Here is a 20796-nt window from a genome sequence, read left to right as displayed (position 1 = left end):
GCACGGGGGCCTCCTGTTGATCGGGCGGCGTGGATCTGTGCGGGCCACTTCACGGTAGGTCCGTCGGCGAGCGCCTGCGAGGTACTGCCATTACCTGGAAGAGCAGTGACTCCCACCGGTGCGCCGGTGCGCGGTTGTCTGGAGAAGGCCGAGGACCGCGAGTCCGAAATGGGCCCGAACACGAAACCGCCCCGAAGGAACACCGTGCGTGCAGCACTCATGTACAAAGCCGGCGACGTCCGCGTCGGGCATGTCGCCGATCCGTCCCTCAAGGAAGCCACTGACGCGCTGGTGCGCATCACCACGGCCTGCGTGTGCGGCAGCGACCTGCACCCCTACCGCTCCATGTCCGGCTCCGACGGCCCCGTCCGCATGGGCCACGAGTTCATCGGCGTGGTCGAGGAGACCGGCAGCGAAGTCAGGACGGTGCGCAAGGGGGACCTCGTCGTCGCTCCGTTCGCCTACTCGGACGGCACCTGCGCACACTGCCGGGCCGGGCTGCAGACCTCCTGCGAGCACGGCGGATTCTGGGCCAGGGACGGCGTCGACGGCGGTCAGGGCGAGGCGGCCCGCGTGCCGCTGGCCGACGGCACCCTCGTCAAGCTCCCGGTCGGCGCCGACGACGCGCTCATCCCGTCCCTGCTCACCCTGTCCGACGTGCTGGGCACCGGTCATCACGCCGCCGTCCGCGGCGGAGTGCGGCGCGGCAGCACCGTCACGGTGATCGGGGACGGCGCCGTCGGTCTGCTCGCCGTGCTCGCCGCCAGGCGGCTCGGCGCCGAGCAGATCGTCCTCATGGGCCGGCACCGGGCCCGCACCGACCTCGGCCGGGCGTTCGGTGCGACCGACGTGGTCGCCGAGCGCGGCGGCGAAGGCATCGAGAAGGTGCGTGAGCTCACCGGCGGCGGCAGCCCGATCGTCCTCGAAGCCGTCGGGCACCGGCCCGCCTACGAGCAGGCCTACGGAGTGGTCGGTCCCGGCGGCACCATCAGCCGCGTGGGCGTGCCCCAGTACGAAGAGGCCCCGGTCGGCTTCGGCAGCCTCTTCGGCCACAACATCACCCTGACCGGAGGCCCCGCCCCGGCTCGCGCCTACATCGACGAGCTTCTCCCCGACATCCTGGAAGGCCGTATCGAGCCGGGCCGGGTCTTCGACCGCACTGTCGGTCTCGGCGAGGTCGCCGAGGGCTACCGGGCCATGGACGCGCGCGAAGCCCTCAAGGTGCTGGTACGGCCGTGAAGGGGCAACGTGTGACCATCCCGGTGGACGCCCCTGCGCACCTCGGCGGCACCTCGTCCGCCGTCCGGGCGATCACCGGAACCGATGCCGGGAAGCCGGCGACGGGGCTGGTGCCGCGATGACCGCCGCCGCACAGCGCGCACCGGTACTCGCGGCGGAGCGACCGAACGGGGCTCCGGTCCACGCGACGCTGATCCTCGCGATCATCTGCGTCAGCTACTTCATGGTCATCCTCGACAACTCGATCGTCTTCACCGGGCTGCCGCGGATCCGCTCCGACATGGGGTTCTCCGAGACCGGCCTGTCCTGGATCACCAACGCCTACGTCCTGGTCTTCGGCGGACTGCTGCTGTTGGGAGCCCGGGCCGGTGACCTGTTCGGACACCGCAGGGTGTTCCTGTTCTCCCTGGTCGTCTTCTCGCTGACCTCGCTCCTGGTGGGCGCCGCGCAGACCCAGTGGTGGCTGATCGGCGCACGCGCGCTCCAGGGCGTCGGCGCCGCTGTCCTGGCCCCCTCCGCCCTGTCCCTGCTCACGCGCAGCTTCGCCGAGGGCAGGGCCCGTAACCGGGCGATGGCCGCCTACAGCGCCGTCGCCGGTCTCGGCGCCGCTCTCGGCCTGGTCGTCGGAGGGCTGGTCGCCGACCTGGTGTCGTGGCGGGCCGGCTTCTTCCTCAACGTCCCGGTCGGCCTCGTGCTGATGGTGCCGGCCCTGCGGTTCCTGCCCGAGACCGAGCGCCGGCGAGGCCGCTTCGACGTCGCCGGGGCAGTACTGGCGACACTTGGTTCGACCGCACTGGTCCTCGGCATCGTGGACGCCGCCGACTTCGGCTGGACGGCCCCGCTGACCCTGGTGCCGCTGGTGGCCGGCGTGGTGATGCTGGGTTCGTTCGTCGGGGTGGAGCGGCGGGCCGCGCAGCCGATCGTGCCGCTGCGGCTGTTCGCCAGTCGGGAGCGCAGCGGAGCGTACGTCACCCGGATGCTCTACATGGGCGCGATGATGGGTTTCTTCTTCTTCACCGCGCAGTTCGTGCAGAGCGTCTACCACTGGACGCCGTTGCAGGCCGGGCTCGCCTTCCTGCCCATGACGCTGGTCAACTTCGTCTTCGCCGTCCTGGTGCCGCGGCTGCTGGAGAAGGCCGGCAGGCCGGTGGTGCTCCTCACCGGGGTCGCCCTGACCACGGCGGGCATGGCATGGCTCAGCCGTCTCGGCCTGCACACCCCCTACCTGACGGGTGTGGCGCTGCCGATGGTGCTCATCGGCGCCGGCCAGGGCCTGGCGCTGGCCCCGCTGACCTCCAGCGGCGTCGACGGCGTCGCCCCCACGGACGCGGGGGCCGGCGCGGGCCTGGTCAACACCGTGCATCAGATCGGCAGCGCGCTGAGCCTGAGCATCCTGACCGCCGTCGCCGCCGCTGTCTCCACCGGCCACACGGCCGCCGCCACAGCGGCCCGCTCGGGAGCAGCCCTGACCGGCTCCGCCGTCCTGCTCGCGCTGGCGGTCGTGACCGTCCTCACCCTCATCGTGCCCTCCCGGGCAACCCGCGACGAAAGGTCCCTGTGATGCAGACCCTCACCCTCAACAACGGCGTCGAGATGCCCGCCCTCGGACTCGGCGTCTTCCAGACCCCGCCCGACGAGACCAGGGCCGCCGTCAGGTCCGCGCTCGACCTCGGCTACCGGCACATCGACACCGCCGCCGCCTACGGCAACGAACGCGAGGTGGGCCAGGCCATCCGCGACTCCGAGGTGCCCCGCGACGAGATCTTCATCGAGACCAAGATCTGGATCAGCGACTACGGCTACGACGAGACCCTGCACGGCTTCGACAAGAGCGCCGCCAAGCTCGGTGTCCACCGGATCGACCTGCTGATCCTGCACCAGGCCCTGCCGTCCGGCTTCGACAAGACCCTCGCCGCCTACCGCGCCCTGGAGAAGCTCCTGGCCGACGGCGGGGTCCGCGCCATCGGCGTCAGCAACTTCATGGTCGACCACCTGACCACACTGCTCGACGCCACCTCCGTCGTCCCCGCGGTCAACCAGCTGGAGATCCACCCCTACTTCCAGCAGCGCGCCGTACTCGACTTCGACGACCGGCACGGCATCCTCAACCAGGCGTGGTCCCCCATCGGAGGGATCACCTTCTACCCGGGCTACGGCGAGGACCGCAGGAGCGTCCTCCAGGATCCCGCCGTCACCCGCATCGCCGAGGCGCACGGCAAGAGCCCCGCCCAGGTGCTGCTGCGCTGGGGCGTCCAGCAGGGCCGCTCGGTCATCCCCAAGTCCACCAAGCGCGCACGCATCGCCGAGAACATCGACGTCTTCGACTTCGAGCTGACCGCCGAGGAGCTCACCGCCCTCGACGCGCTGGAGACCGGCCGGCGCGGCGGCCCCGAACCCGAGAACGTCACCCTCGCCGCCTACGGCCGCGCCATCCCCGAAGCCTGACCCGACCGTCAAGAACAACCACCCCCCTCACAAGGACTCACTGTGCCCACCACCGTCAAGGCGTTCGGCGCCCACCACATACGTCAGCCGCTCGTCCCCCTCACCATCGAGCGCCGCGACGTCGGCCCTCACGACGTCAAGCTCGACATCCTGTACTGCGGCATCTGCCACTCCGACATCAACTTCGTCGGCGGCGAGTTCGGCCCGCTGCCGACCAGCCCGCTCGTCCCCGGCCACGAGGTCGTCGGCCGGGTCACCGAGACCGGTTCCGAGGTCACCCGCCACCGGGTCGGCGACCTGGTCGGCATCGGATGCATGGTCAACTCCTGCCGCGAGTGCGAGAACTGCCGGGCCGGGCAGGAGCAGTACTGCCTCAACGGGCACACCCTGGTCTTCGGCAGCCCCGACCCGGTCGAGCCCGGCGCCCACACCCAGGGCGGCTACTCGGAGGCGATCGTCGCGCCCGAGGACTTCGTCGTCCGCGTTCCCGACAGCCTCGACCCGGCCGCCGCGGCCCCGCTGCTGTGCGCCGGCATCACCGTCTATGCGCCGCTCAAGCGGTACGGCGCGGGACCGGACGCCAAGGTCGCGGTCGTCGGCCTCGGCGGCCTTGGCCACCTCGGTGTCAAGATGGCCAAGGCCATGGGCGCCGAGGTCACCGTTCTCTCGCAGTCCGACCGCAAGCGCGACGCGGCCACGGCCCTCGGCGCCGACCACTACGCCGTCACGGGCGACGGGTCCGCCTTCACCGACCTGGCCAACACCTTCGACATCATCCTCAACACAGTCAGCGCACCGGTGGCGCTCAAGGACTACCTCGGGATGCTGCGCCTGCACGGCACCATGGTGAGCGTCGGCGTGACCACGGAGCCGATGTCCCTGGAGGTCTTCTCGCTGTTGCAGAACGGCCGCGCCTACGCGGGCTCGCTGTTCGGCGGCATCGCCGAGACGCAGGAGATGCTCGATTTCGCCGCCGAGCACGGCGTGACCGCCGAGATCGAGCTGATCGGCGCCCAGGACATCAACACCGCCTACGAGCGGATCCTCGCCTCCGACGTCCGCTACCGGTTCGTGATCGACGGGGCGACCTTCGCCGAGCTGAAGGCTTGAGCCGCCGCACTCGGTCCCGCCTCCGGACGGTCTGCCCCGGGGCAGACCGTCCGGCGGACGCCCGGCAGCTGCTCGCACGCCGACGCCAACCCCTTCCCCCCGCACCGTCCTCGGGGAGCGCCCCCTGAGACCCGTGACCAGCCTGGAGAAAAGATCATGACGCAATGGAACGACGCGGACCTGGCAGAGGTCGGCGCGGCGGAAGAGCTGGACCTGGAGTCCGAACGCGCCGACGGCACCCTGCGCGACCCCGTGACCATGTGCGTTGTTCGCGCCGGCGACCACGTCTACGTCCCCTCGGTCAAGGGCACCGGAGGCCGCTGGTACCGGGGCACCCAGTCCCGCCACCGAGGCCGCGTCGACGCCGGCGGCGTGCGGCGGGACGTCACCTTCCGCCCGGCCGATCCAGGCGAGTACGCGGCCGTGGACGCCGCCTACCGGGAGAAGTACGGCCGGTACACGAGCATCGTCGAGCACGTCCTGACCGACCGCGCCCGCGAGTCCACCCTCCGCCTCGAACCGCGCTGACTCCCTCTGCCGTCCGCGACCCGAGCCGTGGTTCCGTCAGCCGAGCCGCGCGGCGAACGCCTCGTACGCCCGCTCGTCGAAGAGGACGAACCTGACCTCCTCGACGGCCGTGTCACTCGCGCGCACCGTCTCCACCGCGATGCGGGCGCCGTCGTCCATCGGCCAGCCGTAGATGCCGGTGGAGATGGCGGGGAACGCGACCGTGCGGGCGCCGAGTTCGTCGGCGGCCTTCAGCGACTCCCGGTAGCAGGAGGCGAGCAGTTCCGAGCGGTCCTCCGAGGAGGACCAGACCGGGCCCACGGTGTGGATCACCCACCGGGCGTCCAGGTCCCCTGCCGTCGTCGCGACGGCCTGTCCCGTGGGCAGGCCCTTGCCGTAGTGGGAGGCGCGCAGGGCCCGGCACTCCGCGAGGATCGCGGGCCCCCCGCGCCGGTGGATCGCGCCGTCCACGCCTCCGCCGCCGAGGAGCGAGGAGTTGGCCGCGTTGACGATCGCGTCGGCGGTCTGCCGGGTGATGTCGCCCTGGACGAGCGTGATGGTGGTCATGGCTGCCTCTATACCAGCCGGGGCCGCCGGGAATGCCGCACATGACCGGGCGACGGCGGCCGCGTCACGGCTGCTGCCGCAGTCGCCGCCAGACCGCCTTCGCCGCGTTGTGTCCCGACATGCCGTGCACGCCGGGGCCCGGCGGGGTGGCCGACGAGCAGATGAAGACCGCCGGGTGCGGGGTGTTGTAGGGGAACAGGGACAGCTTGGGGCGCATGAGGACCTGGAGGCCGGAGACCGCGCCGGAGCCGATGTCCCCACCGACGTAGTTGGCATTGCGCGCGGCCAGTTCGGGCGGACCGGCGGTCGCGCGGGCCAGGACGAGGTCACGGAAGCCGGGCGCGAAGCGCTCCAGCTGGCGCTCCATGGCGTCCGTGAGGTCGCCGGTCCAGCCGCTGGGCACATGGCCGTACGCCCAGAAGACGTGTTTGCCCTCGGGCGCCCGGGTGGGGTCGACGACACTGGGCTGCACCGTGATCATGAACGGTCGCTCGGGCGCGCGGTCCTCGCGGGACGCGGCGCGCAGTGCCGCGCCGATCTCCGTGCTGTCGGCGCCGATCTGCACGGTGCCTGCGGCGCGCGCCTGCGGGGCGGTCCAGGGCACCGGGCCGTCGAGGGCGTAGTCCACCTTGAAGACGCCGGGGCCGTAGCGGTAGCCCTCGTAGTAGCTGCCGAATCCGGCGATGCGGGCCAGCGCGGTGGGCGAGGTGTCGAAGACGTACGCGCGCGCGGGCGGCAGGTCGTCCAGGCGCTTGACCTCGTAGTCGGTGTGCACGCTGCCGCCCAGGTCCACGAGGTAGGCGGCGAGGGCGTCGGAGATCGACTGGGAGCCGCCGCGGGCCACGGGCCAGCCGCGGGCGTGCGCGGACAGCGCGAAGACCAGGCCGATGGCGCTGGTGGCGACGCCGCTGAGCGGGGCCATGACGTGCGCCACCAGTCCGGCGAAGAGGGTCCTGGCCCGCTCGTCGCGGAAGCGGCGCATGAGCCAGGTGGAGGGGGGCAGGCCGGCCAGACCGAACCGGGCGAGGGTGACCGGGTCACGCGGCAGCGCGGTGAGCGGCAGGGACATGAAGTCGTGGGACAGGGTGTCCCACTTGGCGAGGAACGGCGCCACCAGCCTGCGGTACGCCCCCGCGTCTCGCGGCCCGAAGGAGGCGGCCGTCTCCGCCACGGAGCGCGCCAGCACGGCTGCCGTGCCGTCCGGGAACGGATGCGCCATGGGCAGCTCGGCGTGCAGCCACTCCAGGCCGTACCGGTCGAGAGGCATCGCGCGGAACGCGGGCGAGTTGATGCCGAGGGGGTGTGCGGCGGAGCAGGGGTCGTGGCGGAAGCCGGGCAGGGTGAGCTCTTCGGTGCGGGCTCCCCCGCCGACCGTGTCACGGGCTTCGAAGAGGGCGACCGCGAAGCCGCGGCGGGCCAGCTCCACGGCGGCCGTCAGTCCGTTCGGCCCCGCTCCCACCACGACCACATCGAACATCGACGGCACCTTCGGACCCCTTCGTCAGCCGACGGCCATTCGGCATCAGGATATGCCGGGCGACCGACGGCCCAGGCGGCGCGGGTGGAATCGGCGAGGCGGTCCGACGGCGCGCGAAGACGGGCCCGGGAAGCGGAATCCGGGAGCGGGCGGGGTCGGTCCGGGCGGCGGCCGCGGATCAGTCCGCGGTGCGCAGCAGTTCCGCCACCCGGTGGGCCGTGGCCGCGTCCCGGGCCGCCGTGAACGGGAGGGTGTTGCCGCCCGTGATGCGGAACGGCTCGCCGCCGCGGGTGAGGTGGACGCCGCCGGCCTCCTCGACGAGCAGGATGCCCGCCGCGTGGTCCCAGGCGGCCTCCCAGGAGAACGCCGTGGCGTCCAACTCGCCTCGGGCGACGGCGAGATACTCCAGCCCGGCCGAACCGCAGGCGCGCGGCGCGACGCCTGTCGTCCACAGGCCGAGCAGCTCACGCTTCTGTTCGTCGGTCGTGTAGTCCGGGTGGGAGGTGGCCACTTCGAGGTCGCGGCCGGGTGTGGGCGTGCCCGCGAAGAGCCGCTCGCCGTCGAGGAAGGCGCCCTGGCCCCGTACGGCCGTGGCCAGCTGGTCACGGACCGGGGCGTACGTCCAGGAGGCGAGCACCACGCCCCGGTGGGCGAGCGCGACCAGGGTGCAGAAGCCTTCTTCGCCGCGCACGAACTGACGGGTGCCGTCGACGGGGTCGACGATCCAGACCGGTGCGTCGCCCCGTATCGCCTCGTAGGTCGCGGGGTCGGCGTGCACCGCCTCCTCGCCGACCACGACGGAGCCGGGCAGCAGGGCGCCGAGCGCGCCGGTGAGGTACTCCTCCGCCAGGCGGTCGGCGTCCGTCACGAGGTCGTGCGGCCCGCTCTTCTGGTCGACCTCGTGCTCGGCGAGCCGGCGGAAGCGGGGCAGGATCTCGGTCGCCGCCGCCTTGCGGACCGCTTCCTCCACATCGGCCGAGCGGCGGGCGAGGAACTCTCCCGCGGGGACTTCGTCCAGGGAAGACCCCCAGGTCTCCGTGTCTCCGATCATGCCTCCATGAGAGCACGCGCCACTGACAATCCCCGCCCGCCCGGTGTACACGGGATGGAATCCGGACGAACAACCGGTGCCGGCGATCAGTGGCCGGGCGGCGGTGCTCAGCGGCCCACGGCGTACCCCTGCATGCCCCGCGGGTTGGCGGCCGCCGACAGGATGCCCGTCTCCGGGTCGCGGGCCACCGCGCACAGCCGGCCCTCGGACCAGCCGTGGGCGACCGTGACGTCGTGGCCGCGGCGGCGGAGCTCCTCGACGACCGCCGGATCCGTGCGGGACTCGACGGTCGCGCTGCCGGGGCGCCGTCCGCGCGGGTGGAAGGAGCTGGTGAAGCTGTCGTTGTGCCAGTTCGGGGCGTCGATCGCGCCCTGGAGGTCGAGGCCGCCGCGGACCGGAGCGCGCAGGGCGACCGCCAGGAGGAAGTGCAGCTGCCACTGGTCCTGCTGGTCCCCGCCGGGTGTGCCGAACGCCATGACCGGGGTCCCGTCGCGCAGCGCCATCGACGGGGTGAGGGTGGTGCGGGGGCGGCGGCCGGGGGTGAGGGAGTTCGGCAGGCCCTGCTCCAGCCAGGTCATCTGGAGCCGGGTGCCGAGCGGGAAGCCGAGTTCGGGCACGACCGGGTTGGACTGCAGCCAGCCGCCGCTGGGCGTGGCCGCGATCATGTTGCCCCAGCGGTCGACGACATCGAGGTGGCAGGTGTCGCCGCGGGTGTTGCCGTCGGCCGCGGTCTCGGGCTCACCCGGCAGCCTCGCGAGGGTCGGCTCTCCGGTGCCCATCGGGTCAAAGCCGGGTTCGTCCACTGCCGAGCCCACCGCCACGCGCGCGTGCGCGCTCAGCCGGGGTTCCCGCCCGCCGGGGCTGCCGGGTCGCAGGTCGTACGAGGCCCTGTCGCCGACGAGGGCCCGCCGCCCGGTGTTGTACCCGTCCGACAGCAGTTCGCCGAGCGGCACCTCGGCCGCGTCCCCGTACCAGGCCTCCCGGTCGGCCATGGCGAGTTTGCAGCCCTCGATCAGCAGGTGGACGTAGTCGGCGGAGCCGTACGGCGGCAGTTCGGGCGGGAGCAGGGCTAGCTGCTGGAGGAGGGCGGGGCCCTGGCTCCAGGGGCCGGCCTTGCACAGGGTCCAGCCGTTCCAGTCGTACGTCACGGGCGTCTCGTAGGTCGCGGACCAGCCGGCGAGGTCGGCGGCGGTGAGCGTGCCGGAGTGCCGCTCGCCGCTGTTGTCCATGGTGGGCCGCGCGGCCTGTCGTACCAGTGCCTCGGCGATGAAGCCGGAGCGCCACACCTCCCGGGCCGCCTCGATCCGCGCCTCCCGGTCTCCCGCCCCCTCGGTCTCGGCGAGCAGCCGTTTCCAGGTGGCGGCGAGGGCGGGGTTCCGGAACAGCCGGCCGGGCCGGGGCGCCTGCCCGCCCGGCAGGTACACCTCCGCCGAAGAGGTCCACTCCGTCTCGAAGAGTCTCCGTACGCTCTCGACGGTCGCGCCGATGTTCTCCACGGGCGCGTGCCCGTGCTCGGCGTACCCGACGGCGTACTTCAGGACGTCGGCCAGGGACTTGGTGCCGTGGTCGCGCAGCAGGAGCAGCCAGGCGTCGAACGCGCCCGGGACGGCAGCGGCCAGCGGGCCCGTACCGGGTACGAGGTCCAGACCGAGTCCCCTGTAGTGCGCGGCCGTCGCCCCCGCCGGTGTCACGCCCTGCCCGCACAGGACGCGCACCTCGCCGCCCGCCGGGGCGAGCAGGATCGGCACCTCGCCGGCGGGCCCGTTGAGATGCGGCTCGACGACGTGCAGCACGAACGCACCCGCGACGGCGGCGTCATAGGCGTTGCCGCCGTCCTCCAGCACGGCCATGGCCGACTGCGAGGCCAGCCAGTGGGTGGAGGACACCATGCCGAAGGTGCCCTGGAGGGTGGGCCGGGTGGTGAACATATGGTCTGTCACCTCGCTGTTCGGGCCCATCGGCCAGGCTGGTGGGCGCTCGGGGTCGGTCCTGGTCCGCTGCGTGGGCGATGTGCCGACCGGCAACGCGAATGACGACATCTCAGACTCTTCCCGGAAGCGAATCCAGGACCCGGCGAGGCCTCCAGCCCACGTCAGGCTGCCCAAGCTACCGGTTTTGGGCCGAAAACCTTCGGTCACCAACGTCCCGCAGGTGAAGGACCGTTGGCAATCACCGGCCTCCGGCGGCCCGAATCGTGACCATTCAGTGAGATTTCCTGTCTCACGCATTGAGACGAACCGTGATTTGCGGTGGCGGAATTGATCAAGGCGGCATAACGTTTCGATCAGTCCGTCCGAGATCAACTTCAGCCATACTACGGGCGCTTGCCCGCACGCTGCCCTGAGGAGAGTCATGTCCGACGTCGCCGCCGATGCCCCGGAATCCGTGGCCCCGGTCGAGCCCGTCCGTCAACTCCTCTTCGAGCGCGGCGCGCAGGCCGCGCCGAAAGCCTACCCGCCCGTGTCGGCCCCGGCCGTCTGACCCCGGACGCCCACCGCACGTCAGCAGACCCTGAGGGGCCCGTGACCCGGGCCCTCGCCGGTGAACAGGAGTGATCAACCTCATGGGGCCGATACCCGCAGGACCCACCCTGCCCCTGGCCTCCCAGGAGCGTGGCGCGCAGTGGCGCCCGCTCGGCAACCCCCGGAACACCTTCCAGGTCGAGTCCCGGCCCGAGGGAACCGACGCCGTGCCCGCCCTCGTGGACGAACTCAAGGCAGCCGTACAGGACCTGCGGCTGGAGGTACGAGCGTGACACTCACCGTGGAGACCGTGAAACACCCTCCCGAGGAGCTCTTCGCCTCCCCCTGCCGGTACAGCGCGGTGAGCCTCTCGCCCCGACGTCTGCGCTCCGTGACCGACGACGCCCGGTGGGACACCCGCTGGAGCGTGGCCCGGCTTGGCGGTCGGACCGTGGGCACGCTCACCACCCACCGGCCGACCACGGCCCGCTTCTCCGGCGGGCCCTACGACCTGAGCCGGCTGGCGGAGTCGCTGGGACAGCCCGTACCTGACGACCCCCGGCGCTGGGTCTTCGTCGGAGGCTGCCGTGACCTGGCCGCCGGCGCGGTGACCGCCGGCGACCTGAGCGGGACGGAGACCGACCAGGTGCGCCGCGCCCTCGCCGCGCACACGTTCGCCGAGGCACACGCCGACGGGGCGTTCCCCGTGGCTCTGCACGTACGGGAACAGGAGGCCGATTCCTTCGTCGAGGGGATCGGCGCGCGGGCCTCGGCCCAGGTGCTCGACGAGACGGCCGACCTGCGGCTCACCGGCGACGACGTGGAACAGCATGTGGCGTCGCTGCGGCCTTCGCAGCGGGAGCGGTGTCGCCGGGACCGGCGCAGGTTCGCGGCTCTCGGCTGTTCCGCGGCCCGGGTGCCGGCGGCGTCCGTGCTGGCCGAGGCGGCCCCTCTGGTGTGGGCCGTCAAGGCGAAGTACGGAGTGGCCGACCATCCCCGTCTCTGCCTGTTCCGGCTCCAGGAGTGGCTGCGGGCCTTCGGGGAGGACGCCTGCCACGCGAGCGTGGTCCGTGACGCGGAGGGACGGCTGATCGCGGTGTCGTTCTTCGCCGTGCAGGGCGAGGTCCTGGAGGGGTACGAGATCGGCCTCGCCGACGATGTGCCCGGCAGGGAGTTCGCCTACCTCCAGGCCATGATCCACGGCCCGGTCCAGTACGCCTTCGAACTGGACTGCCGCAGCATCGACCTCGGCCTGTCGTCCAGCGCGGTCAAGGAGCGGCGCGGAGCGGTGATCAGCAGCACCTGGCTGGTCTCGCTCGCCCCGGACAGGGCCGATTCGCCGCTCTGAGGGCCCGTCCCTCGCCCCGCCCGTCTCTTCCGTGCGGCCCCGCTGCCCGCGCCCCCTGTCTCCACCGCGGCCTCTCCCCCCATCTTCCTTCTTTAAGACCGCCCAGAGGACGGCCCCGACATGCAGACGTTACGTCGCATCACCATGTACGACATACCGGGCTTCACCCCTTACCTCGTCGCCCGGGCCCTCACGATGTTCGGGGCCACCATGGCGCCGGTCGCCCTGGCCTTCGCGGTCCTCGGGGCCGGCCGGTCGGCCTCCTTCCTCGGGCTGGTGCTTGCCGCACAGACGACCCCTCAGCTCCTGTTCATCCTGGTCGGCGGAGCCGTCGGCGACCGGGCTCCGCGCAAGCTGATCCTCGTCTCCACCAACCTGGTCATGGCGGGCTGCCAGGCCGGAACCGCGACGCTGCTCGTCCTCGGCCATGTCAGCCTGGTGCCGATGATGGCGCTGCAGGCGCTCTGGGGCACCGCGCGGGCCTTCTTCACCCCCGCCAACACCGGTGTCGTGCCCGATCTGGTCCGGCCGGAGCGGATCCAGGACGCCACCGCCATGGTGACCCTGAGCAGGAGCGTCGCCTCGATCGGCGGGCCCGCGGCGGCCGGCGGACTGCTGCTCGTCTGGGACGCCGGCTATGTCGTCCTCATCGACACCTTCCTGTTCCTCGCCGGTGCCGCGCTGCTCGGCAGGCTTCCGCTCACCCGGCCCCAGGGCCGGCCCGAGGAGTCGCTGCGGCAGTCGCTGGTCGCCGGCTGGCGCGAGTTCGCCAGCCGCAGCTGGGTCTGGGCGAACGTGGCCGGCTTCGGCTTCTACCAAGGGCTGATCCTGCCCTCGATGTTCCTGGTCGGGCCGGTTCTCGCGGCTGGTGAAGGGGGCATGGGCTCGACCGGATGGTCCGTGGTCCTCGTCGCCCAGGGCGTGGGGGCGGTGCTGGGCGGACTGCTGCTCATGTGGTGGCGCCCCCAACGACCGTTGCTCGCCTGCAACCTGCTGGTGGGCCTCGAATCCCTGTTCCTGTTCGCGTTGGCGGGTACCTCCCGCGTGGAGTGGGTGGCGCTGCTCGCGCTGATCGGCTCCATCGGAGTGACCATGTCGGACGCGCTGTGGCTGAGCACTCTGCAGCGGGAGATCCCCGGCGAGGCCCTGTCCCGGGTCAGCTCGTACGAATGGCTGGGGTCACTGGCTCTCAATCCGTTGGGCATGGCCGCCACCGGGCTGGTCCTCGCAAGCACCTCCCCGGTGACGATCGTTCTGGTCGTGGCGCTGCTCAACCTGGTCGTGCGCGCGGCCGTGCTGCTGGCACCCGGGGTACGCCGGATCCGCAACGTCTCCGCCGCCGACCGGCCGGCCGAGGACTCGGACACCGCGCGCGCCTCGGACCACGCGGACACCTCCGCGCGGTAGTCGGCACACCTGTACCGCCACCGCTCCCCCTTCGTCTCACCTTCTGTGTTCCCTCATCACTCACGCTCTGGAGCTCGCCGTGTCCGCATCCTCTGTTTCCCCTGTCGCCGCTGTGGTCGAGACCCACTGGCGTGCCGTCCTCGGTGTCAGCGAGAGCGCTCCCCAGGACCGGTTCTTCGAGCTCGGCGGCGATTCGCTGCTCGCCATCGATCTGATCCAGCGCATCGAGCAGGACCTCAAGGCGGAGGTCCCGGTCGACGTGCTGTTCCTGGACGGAACGCTGGCCGCCCTCGTCGAGGCCACAACCAAGGTGGTCGAGGGATGAGGCCGCGGGAGCGCTTCTTCGAACCAGGGGACTACTCCCCGGACACGACAGGGATCGTCCCGCGCGACGGCAAGGCCCCGGCCGAGGCGAGCCCGCCGGCCACGCGGGCGAAGCCCCGGGTGGGAGTCGTGCTGTCGCCACGGGGCGCGGCCGGCGTCCGCGACATCCTGATCGCGGCGGGACAGGACGTCGTCGTCGTCCCGCTGTTGAGCCGTGAGGTGTCGGCACAGTGGCCGGGCCTGGCCACCCTCGCCGCCCGGCTCTTCGGCGAGGTGGTGGAGGTGGACGCCACGGACCCCGTGGTGCCCGGTCCACCGCTCGCCGGGGTCGTCACCTTCGGCGACGCCGAACTGGAGCTCGCCGCCGAGATCGGAAGCCGTCTCGGCGTACGGCACCGTGACGCGCGGCCCGCCGACAAGTACCTGCAGCGCACCACGCTCGCCCGGTCCGGGATGACCCGCGTCGGTGCCCTCCCGCTGGCCGGCCCGGACGATCTGGACACGGCCCTCGAGGAGTTGGGCCTGCCGTTCGTCGTCAAGCCGCGCCGCGGCGCCGGGGGCGAGGACGTCACGGTGGTCCGCACCGCTCAGCGGCTCCAGGAACTCAAGGAGTCCTGGCCGCGGCAGTCGTTCCGCTACGCCGAGCAGTTCATCCCGGACGCGGCACCGGACGCCGGTGCGTGGCAGGCGGACTACGTCTCGGTGGAGGTGCAGAGCACGGCCGGACGGCACGATGTGATCACCGTGTTCGGCAAGTTCCCCGTCCACACCCGGGGCGGGGCCGCGGGCCAGGTCGCCACCACCGGGGACATCCTGCCGGACGGGCTGGACGAGGAGACCCGGCGCCGGGTGACGGAGCTGGTGCTGGGGGCGCACGAGGCGCTCGGCATCGGCGACGGGGTGACCCACACGGAGGTCAAGCTGGGGGCCGACGGACCGGAGATCATCGAGATCAACTGCCGGGTCGGCGGCCATCTCAACCGGCTGCTGCGCCGTCGCAGCAGTTTCGACCTGGTGCGGCAGGCTCTGCTGTGCACGGCGGGACTTCCCCTGCAGCCGCTGCCCGACGTGGGGGGCGAACGTGCTGTGGCCGGGGTGTTCGTGCCCTTCGCCGGTATGGACGGCACCGTCGCGTCCCGGGTCTCGCCCGCCGATCTGCGCACGGCGGGCGCGGTGGCCGTGGACGAGGTGGCAAGGGCGGGTGCCCCGCGGTCGGACAGCGACGGCATCGCCTGCAACGTCGTCCTGGACTGCGCCGATTCGCGCGCGCTGCGCCACAGCACCGCCGTCTTCCTGGACCGGGTCCGGGAGCTGTTCGCCGCGGACGGCGTGGGTGACGGGGACTGGACCGAAGTCATGATCGCCAAGCTGAACGCCGGGGCAGCCGAGGTGGGTGCCTGACATGGGACATCTGTACGCGCTGTACAGCGATGCCGCGGCCGAGGCCGGGGAGGAGCTCGCCCTCGACGGGGGCCACGGGGCCCTGACGTACGCCGCCCTGATGGAGCGCGTCGACGACCTCGCCGACCGGCTGGCGCGGGCCGGCGCGGGCCCGGGACTGCGCATCGGGGTTGCCGACGACCTCGGCGGCGACCTGCACACCGTGGCCCTCGCGGTCTCGGCGTTGGACTGCTCGATCGTGCCCTACCTCACGGACGGGCAGCCCGGCGAGCGCTGGCGGCTGGACCGGCTCGGAGTGTGGGCGACGATCGGCACCGGCACCGGGACTTTGGCGGTGACCCCGCTCAGCGGTCCGCGCGGCCTGCACCGCTCGACGGAACCCGAGGCATACGTGCTCTCCACGTCCGGCTCGACCAGCGCGCCGAAGGACGTCGCCATCGGCGAGCGGAACCTGGAGAGCTATGCGGGACACCTCCGCGCCGTCGCCTGGATGGGCCCGGGTGACCGCATCGGCCAGAACTATCAGCCCCTGTTCGACCCGTTCTACGAGGTGCTGATGACGGCCGCCCTGGGCCGCGCCACCGTGGTGGTGCCGGAAGGCCGCGAGCACATGCTCGTGCAGCGCTTTTGCGAGCGCTGGGGCATCACTGTGTGGAACTCCGTGCCGTCGCAGGTCGTCATGGCGCACCGGCTGCGGCAGCTGGCGCCGGGATCGCTGCCCGACGTGCGGACGGCGGTCTTCGGCGGAGAGGCCCTCAGCACCCGCAGCCTGTCGCTGTGGCGTGCGGCGGCGCCCGCCTCCACCGTGGTCAACAGCTACGGCCCCAGCGAGGTGACCATCGCCTGCGCCGAGTACGTGCTGCCGCCGACTGGACAGACACTGGGGGACGACGTCCCCATCGGGCGGGTGCTGCCGCACCTGGAGAGCCGTCTGGTCGCACCGGACGACGCGCCGGACGAACGCGAACTGTGCGTGCGCGGAGCCCAGTTGTTCGGAGGCTATCTGGACCCCCGGGACAACGCGGACCGCTTCTACCGCGAGGAGAACGGCCGACTGCGGGTCCTGCGCGAGGGCAAGCCCATGCCCGGCGACTGGTACCGCACCGGGGACATCGTCGAGGACACCGAACAGGGCCTGATCTACCGGCGCCGGATCGGCCACGAGACCAAGGTCCGCGGCAAGCGGGTGGACCTGTCCGCCGTGGAGGCCGAACTGGGCCGCCTGCCCGGGGTGTCCGACGTACGGGCCCTGGTGCTCGACGACGCCGTACACGCGGTCGTCGAGACCCTGGACACCGACGCCGACCGGCCGTTCCCGGAACTGACCGGCCTGCGGGACTACGCGCGTCCACGCACCGTCGTGCGCGTCACCGCGCTGCCCCGGCTCCGCAACGGCAAGAGCGACCTGCGCGCCATCGAACAGCTGGTCCGGCAGACCCTCAGCGGGCCTGCCGCGGCCCTTACGACGACTTCGGGGGAAACACCATGAGCACCGATGAACTGCGGGCGGCCATGGAGGCCGTACTGCTCCAGCAGCTCGACCGCAGGGAACCGCGCGACGAGGCCGCCGACGCCCGGCGGTCCTGGGCGGGCAACGGCGGCACCTCTTTGGAGGCATACGCCGCGGTGATGCGTATCGAGGAGGAACTGGGGGTGGTCATCCCGGTGGCCCGGCTCCTGGGCCCCGCCTCGCTGGACGAGGTGCTCGCCTCGGCCCTGTCGGCCCCGGCCCGGCCGGCCCGGCAGGAGACCTGGACGGACGGCGGGGATGCCGTGCCGGCGACCGCCTCGCAGCGCCGGCACTGGCGGCACGCGCAGGGCGAGGGCTCGGCTGCGTTCCTCAACATGGAACTCGCCATCCGCTGCCTGCGGGACTTCGACGCCGACCGGGCCGAGTCGGCCTTCCGCGCCCTGGTGACCCGGCACGAGTCGCTGCGCAACCGCTACGTCCTGGACGCGGACGGCCGCCTGATGCTGCAGGAGGTCGCGGACTGGCCGACCCGGGTCGTCTTCGAGCGGCACACCGCCACGGCGTCCGCCGAGGATGCGACCGCGGTGATCCGCACCGCCGTCGGACGGCCCTTCGCGCTGGACCGGGAACCTCCGGTCCGCGGCGGCTGTGTACCGCTTCCGGACGGGGCGGCCGTGGTGTACTTCGTCATCCATCACATCGCCGCCGACGGCTGGTCGACGGATCTGCTGACCGGCGAGTTCCTGGAGCTGTACACCACGCCGGACACCGCGCTGCCCCCGGCCACCCCCTTCAGTGCCTATGCCGGCATGCTGGACGCCCGTGCCCGTGAAGGGAGTTACGCAGACGACATCGCGTACTGGCGCAAGAAGTTCGAGCGGGTCTCCCCCGACTTCACCATCGCCCGGCGCGAGGCTCAGCCCGGCGCTCAGCGGGCCGGGTCGCTCCGGCTGAGCTGGGACGGGGCCGGCCAGGCCGAGGCCGTCCGCGCCGCGGCCCGGGAGCACGGCGTCACGACGTACAGCCTGCTGCTCGCGTCCCTGCTCGCCGCGGCCCACGCGCTGTCGGGTGAGGACGACGTGGTGGTGATGAGCGGGGTCGCCAATCGCAACTCCGCCCGCGTGCGGGACACGGTCGGCCTCTTCACCAACCAGATCTTCTTCCTCGGTGACTTCCGCCGCACCGACGACATACGCTCCTACCTGCAGGACGTGCACAGGGACGTGGTGGAGAGCCTGGGGCGCAGCGAACTGCCCATCGAGGTCGTGCTCGACGAGCTCGACGCCTACACCAGGGCCCGCACCCTCGCCCCGTACGCCAATATTCTCTTCCAGGCGGCGGATGCCCCCATCGACCCGCCCGCGATCCGCGACGGCAGCTGGGCCGGGCACTCGCTGGGCACCGGCAGCATCAAGCGCCACTGCAACATCCACCTCATCGACACGCCGGACACCCTCGCCCTCGACCTGGACTACAGCCTCGCCCTGGTCGGGCGGGAGGACGCCGGGCGGCTGCTCGCCGCCGTGCGCATCGGCGTGGAGCAGCTGACGGTCTCCCCCGACGCCTCCGTCGCGCAGCTGGTGGAGCGGGTACGCGAAGCGGCCGGGGAACGCGGCCCCGAACTCACCGTGTTCACCGTCGACTACCCCGGGGCGCGCAGCGAACCGGCGCTCGCATCGTTCGTCCGGGAGTCGTTCCCCGAGTGCCACGTGGTGGAGCTGCCGGTGCCCAGAAGCCTGGACCCGGACGAGTTCGAGGAGTGCCTGAAGCGGTGTCGGGAGGCTGTTGGCCGGGTGGAGGGGCCGGGCATCGTGCTGTCGTACTGCTCGGCGTCGGCCTGGGCACGGTATCTGACGGCCGAGATGTCCGACCGGGCGCTCCGGCTGATCGCGGTGAACGGGAACACAGTGACCGCGGCCGACTGGGACGAGGAGTGCGTCGACGTGGTGCGCCGACTCGCCCCGGACACCGCACCGTCCCTGCCGGCCGGTGAGCCGCTCGACGGATCCGCCGCGCCCGCCGAGCAGTGGGCCGCCGCCGGGCGCACCCTCGCCGCGATGGGCCAAGCGCTGGAGTCCGCGTACGGGGCACGATTCGGCGAGCCGCTGGGCCGCGTCGCCCGCGAGACCATGGGCGTCCAGCTGGCGTGGCTCGCCTATCTCGGCACCTGCACCGTCTTGGGCACCCTCGCCGCGGCGGAGCACGGGGAAGCACTGCTGTTCCCCGGCGACCTGCAGGACGACGCCGCGGAACTCGTGGCGAGGCTGCGGCCCGAACTGGTGCTGCCCGGCGTGAACGACGCAGAGGACGACGCCAGGTGAGCCGCGACGAGTTCGTCGAGCGGACCCTGGCCGCCCACCACCGGCAGCGGTCGCGGTGCCGTGATCCCCGGCAGGCGACCGCGGAGGTCTTCGACGATCTGCTCGACCAGGCCCGGGACACGGCGTTCGGCCGAGAGCACGGCCTGCGGTCCGTGCGCACCCCGGCGGATCTGGCAGCGGCGGTTCCCGTCCGCGGCTACGAGGCGTTTCGCGGCTATGTCGAACGCATCAGGGCCGGCGAGGACCGCGTGCTGACCGTGAGCCGGCCGTACGCGCTGCACACCACCTCCGGCACCACCGGCAGGCCCAAATACGTGCCCACCACCCGGCATTGGCGCGACCGCTACCGCGGGCCCGCGCTCTATGCCCAGTGGGGTCTGTACTTCCAGCGGCTGGGGCTGAGCCGCTACTGGCCCGGCAGCGTCTTCGATCTGTCCTGGGAGCGCGCGGAGCTGGACAGCCTGTGGGACCCGGAAGAGGCACTGCCGGTCTACAGCATCACCAAGCGCCCCTCCTCGGTCGGACCGCAGGACTGGGCACCCCCGTGGTACTCCGAGCGCTGGTTCACCGCCGCCCTGGGCGAGCGGCCGCTGTACACCCGGCTACGCCTGCTGGCCGGCTCTGACGTGCGGCTCGTGGTGGCGGTGAACCCGTCTCGGATCACCGCCCTCGGGGAACTCCTCAACGACGAACTCCACTACCTCCTCAAGGACTTACGAGACGGGACCGTCAACGGGACTCCCGACGCGCGGACGCGCCCCGATCCGCTCACGGCGGCTCGGCTGGAGACCGCCCACTCCTTCGGCGGCCGGGTCACGCTGACCGATCTGTGGCCCGGGCTGTCGCTGCTGGTGTGCTGGAACTCGGCCTCCGCGCGGTACTACCGCGGCTGGCTGGACCAGATCGCCCCGGGTGTCCCGCTCATCCCGTTCAGCACCACCGGCACCGAGGGGATCGTCACCCTGCCCGTGGACTCGCACCCCTCGGCGGGGCCCCTCGCGGTGGATCAAGGGCTCTTCGAGTTCGTCCCGTGCGACCCCGCCGATCCGGGCTCCCCGCTGGCCGAATCCGTCACCACGTACGGAGCCGAGGAACTGGAGCTCGGTGCCACCTACCGGCTGGTGATGAGCCAGGCCAACGGCCTCTACCGGTACGACACCGGTGACATCTACCGGGTCGTCGGCCGCGTCGGACGCCTGCCGCGCCTCGACTTCGAGGGCCGGGGCGGCTCGGTCAGCTCCTTCACCGGAGAGAAGCTGACCGAGTCCGACGTCCACGCGGCGATCCGCTCGGCCGTCGGCCACGCCTCGGTCAGCGGCGGCTACGCGGTGGTCCCGGTATGGGGCCGGCCCCCGGGCTACACCTTGGTCATGGAGCACCAGGACGCGACGGCCCCGGTGCACAGCGAGCGTTTCTGCGCCCACGTCGACGCCGAACTCGCCCGCCTCAACACCGAGTACGCGGACAAGCGCCGCTCCGGGCGGCTGGCACCGCTGCGTGCCCGGGTGGTCCGCCCGGGCACCTTCCGGGCGCTCGCCGAGCGCAAGGTGGTCGTGGGCGCGTCGGCGGCGCAGGTCAAGCACCGCTGGCTGCACACCGCCGACACGCTGCTGCGCGAACTCGAGGCCCTCGACGCCGCCTTGAGCTGATCGCTCACGCTGCAGCA

At 72.2% G+C, this 20796-nt stretch carries 19 protein-coding genes; 15 read left to right on the top strand and 4 right to left on the bottom strand.

The window, feature by feature from the left end; genetic code table 11:
• Positions 1–204: 204 nt before the first annotated feature.
• The 6 genes from ACIPSA_RS12665 (at position 205) to ACIPSA_RS12640 (ending at position 5322) form a co-directional block, all read left to right on the top strand.
• The gene (locus ACIPSA_RS12665; protein ID WP_402632696.1) at positions 205–1239 is read left to right on the top strand and encodes an alcohol dehydrogenase catalytic domain-containing protein; all 1035 of its coding nucleotides are present in this window, start codon (positions 205–207) and stop codon (positions 1237–1239) included.
• Complete coding sequence (locus ACIPSA_RS12660) at positions 1236–1361, top strand: hypothetical protein (protein WP_402632693.1); 126 nt, start codon at positions 1236–1238, stop codon at positions 1359–1361. Before ACIPSA_RS12665 ends, ACIPSA_RS12660 begins: the two co-directional genes overlap by 4 nt.
• Entirely contained in the window at positions 1358–2800 is a 1443-nt protein-coding gene (locus ACIPSA_RS12655) for an MFS transporter (RefSeq protein ID WP_402632690.1), read from the top strand. The genes ACIPSA_RS12660 and ACIPSA_RS12655 overlap by 4 nt, the downstream gene beginning before the upstream one ends.
• Positions 2800–3684 carry an aldo/keto reductase gene (locus ACIPSA_RS12650; protein ID WP_402632687.1) on the top strand — a complete coding sequence of 295 codons (885 nt, stop codon included), beginning with the start codon at positions 2800–2802 and terminating at the stop codon, positions 3682–3684. The genes ACIPSA_RS12655 and ACIPSA_RS12650 overlap by 1 nt, the downstream gene beginning before the upstream one ends.
• Positions 3685–3726: 42 nt before the next feature.
• The gene (locus ACIPSA_RS12645) at positions 3727–4794 is read left to right on the top strand and encodes an NAD(P)-dependent alcohol dehydrogenase (RefSeq protein WP_402632684.1); all 1068 of its coding nucleotides are present in this window, start codon (positions 3727–3729) and stop codon (positions 4792–4794) included.
• 156 nt (positions 4795–4950) lie between these two features.
• The gene (locus ACIPSA_RS12640; RefSeq protein WP_402632681.1) at positions 4951–5322 is read left to right on the top strand and encodes a DUF2255 family protein; all 372 of its coding nucleotides are present in this window, start codon (positions 4951–4953) and stop codon (positions 5320–5322) included.
• Between the two features lie 36 nt (positions 5323–5358).
• On the opposite strand, the gene ACIPSA_RS12635 is transcribed toward ACIPSA_RS12640, so the two are convergent.
• The 4 genes from ACIPSA_RS12635 to ACIPSA_RS12620 all read right to left on the bottom strand — a co-directional run bounded on the left by ACIPSA_RS12635 (position 5359) and on the right by ACIPSA_RS12620 (position 10324).
• On the bottom strand, positions 5359–5868 hold the full coding sequence (locus tag ACIPSA_RS12635) for an O-acetyl-ADP-ribose deacetylase (protein WP_402632678.1): 510 nt from the start codon (positions 5866–5868) through the stop codon (positions 5359–5361).
• Between the two features lie 64 nt (positions 5869–5932).
• Positions 5933–7345, bottom strand: coding sequence for a phytoene desaturase family protein (locus tag ACIPSA_RS12630; protein WP_402632675.1), 1413 nt, complete (start codon positions 7343–7345; stop codon positions 5933–5935).
• A 178-nt stretch (positions 7346–7523) separates the two neighbouring features.
• Entirely contained in the window at positions 7524–8396 is an 873-nt protein-coding gene (locus ACIPSA_RS12625; protein ID WP_402632672.1) for an inositol monophosphatase family protein, read from the bottom strand.
• A gap of 107 nt (positions 8397–8503) precedes the next feature.
• Positions 8504–10324, bottom strand: coding sequence for a gamma-glutamyltransferase family protein (locus ACIPSA_RS12620; RefSeq protein WP_402632669.1), 1821 nt, complete (start codon positions 10322–10324; stop codon positions 8504–8506).
• A 424-nt stretch (positions 10325–10748) separates the two neighbouring features.
• On the opposite strand from ACIPSA_RS12620, the gene ACIPSA_RS12615 reads away from it, so the two are divergent.
• The 9 genes from ACIPSA_RS12615 (at position 10749) to ACIPSA_RS12575 (ending at position 20779) form a co-directional block, all read left to right on the top strand.
• On the top strand, positions 10749–10877 hold the full coding sequence (locus tag ACIPSA_RS12615; RefSeq protein WP_402632666.1) for a hypothetical protein: 129 nt from the start codon (positions 10749–10751) through the stop codon (positions 10875–10877).
• 82 nt (positions 10878–10959) lie between these two features.
• The gene (locus tag ACIPSA_RS12610) at positions 10960–11151 is read left to right on the top strand and encodes a hypothetical protein (RefSeq protein ID WP_402632663.1); all 192 of its coding nucleotides are present in this window, start codon (positions 10960–10962) and stop codon (positions 11149–11151) included.
• Positions 11148–12206, top strand: a complete 1059-nt coding sequence (locus tag ACIPSA_RS12605) for a GNAT family N-acetyltransferase (RefSeq protein ID WP_402632660.1) — start codon at positions 11148–11150, stop codon at positions 12204–12206. The genes ACIPSA_RS12610 and ACIPSA_RS12605 overlap by 4 nt, the downstream gene beginning before the upstream one ends.
• A gap of 120 nt (positions 12207–12326) precedes the next feature.
• Entirely contained in the window at positions 12327–13613 is a 1287-nt protein-coding gene (locus ACIPSA_RS12600; RefSeq protein WP_402632657.1) for an MFS transporter, read from the top strand.
• 79 nt (positions 13614–13692) lie between these two features.
• Positions 13693–13938, top strand: coding sequence for a phosphopantetheine-binding protein (locus tag ACIPSA_RS12595; protein ID WP_402632654.1), 246 nt, complete (start codon positions 13693–13695; stop codon positions 13936–13938).
• On the top strand, positions 13935–15338 hold the full coding sequence (locus ACIPSA_RS12590) for an acetyl-CoA carboxylase biotin carboxylase subunit family protein (RefSeq protein WP_402632651.1): 1404 nt from the start codon (positions 13935–13937) through the stop codon (positions 15336–15338). Before ACIPSA_RS12595 ends, ACIPSA_RS12590 begins: the two co-directional genes overlap by 4 nt.
• 1 nt (position 15339) lies before the next feature.
• Complete coding sequence (locus ACIPSA_RS12585) at positions 15340–16827, top strand: AMP-binding protein (RefSeq protein WP_402632648.1); 1488 nt, start codon at positions 15340–15342, stop codon at positions 16825–16827.
• Positions 16824–19130: a condensation domain-containing protein gene (locus tag ACIPSA_RS12580; RefSeq protein ID WP_402632645.1), complete on the top strand. Its 2307-nt coding sequence runs from the start codon at positions 16824–16826 to the stop codon at positions 19128–19130. Before ACIPSA_RS12585 ends, ACIPSA_RS12580 begins: the two co-directional genes overlap by 4 nt.
• On the top strand, positions 19127–20779 hold the full coding sequence (locus ACIPSA_RS12575; protein ID WP_402632642.1) for a GH3 auxin-responsive promoter family protein: 1653 nt from the start codon (positions 19127–19129) through the stop codon (positions 20777–20779). Before ACIPSA_RS12580 ends, ACIPSA_RS12575 begins: the two co-directional genes overlap by 4 nt.
• Positions 20780–20796 lie beyond the last annotated feature (17 nt).

It is taken from the genome of Streptomyces sp. NPDC086549 (genome assembly GCF_044746205.1).
GTDB lineage: Bacteria > Actinomycetota > Actinomycetes > Streptomycetales > Streptomycetaceae > Streptomyces.
Note: the sequence above shows the minus strand (reverse complement) of the source record. Positions and strands in the feature narration are given on the sequence as shown.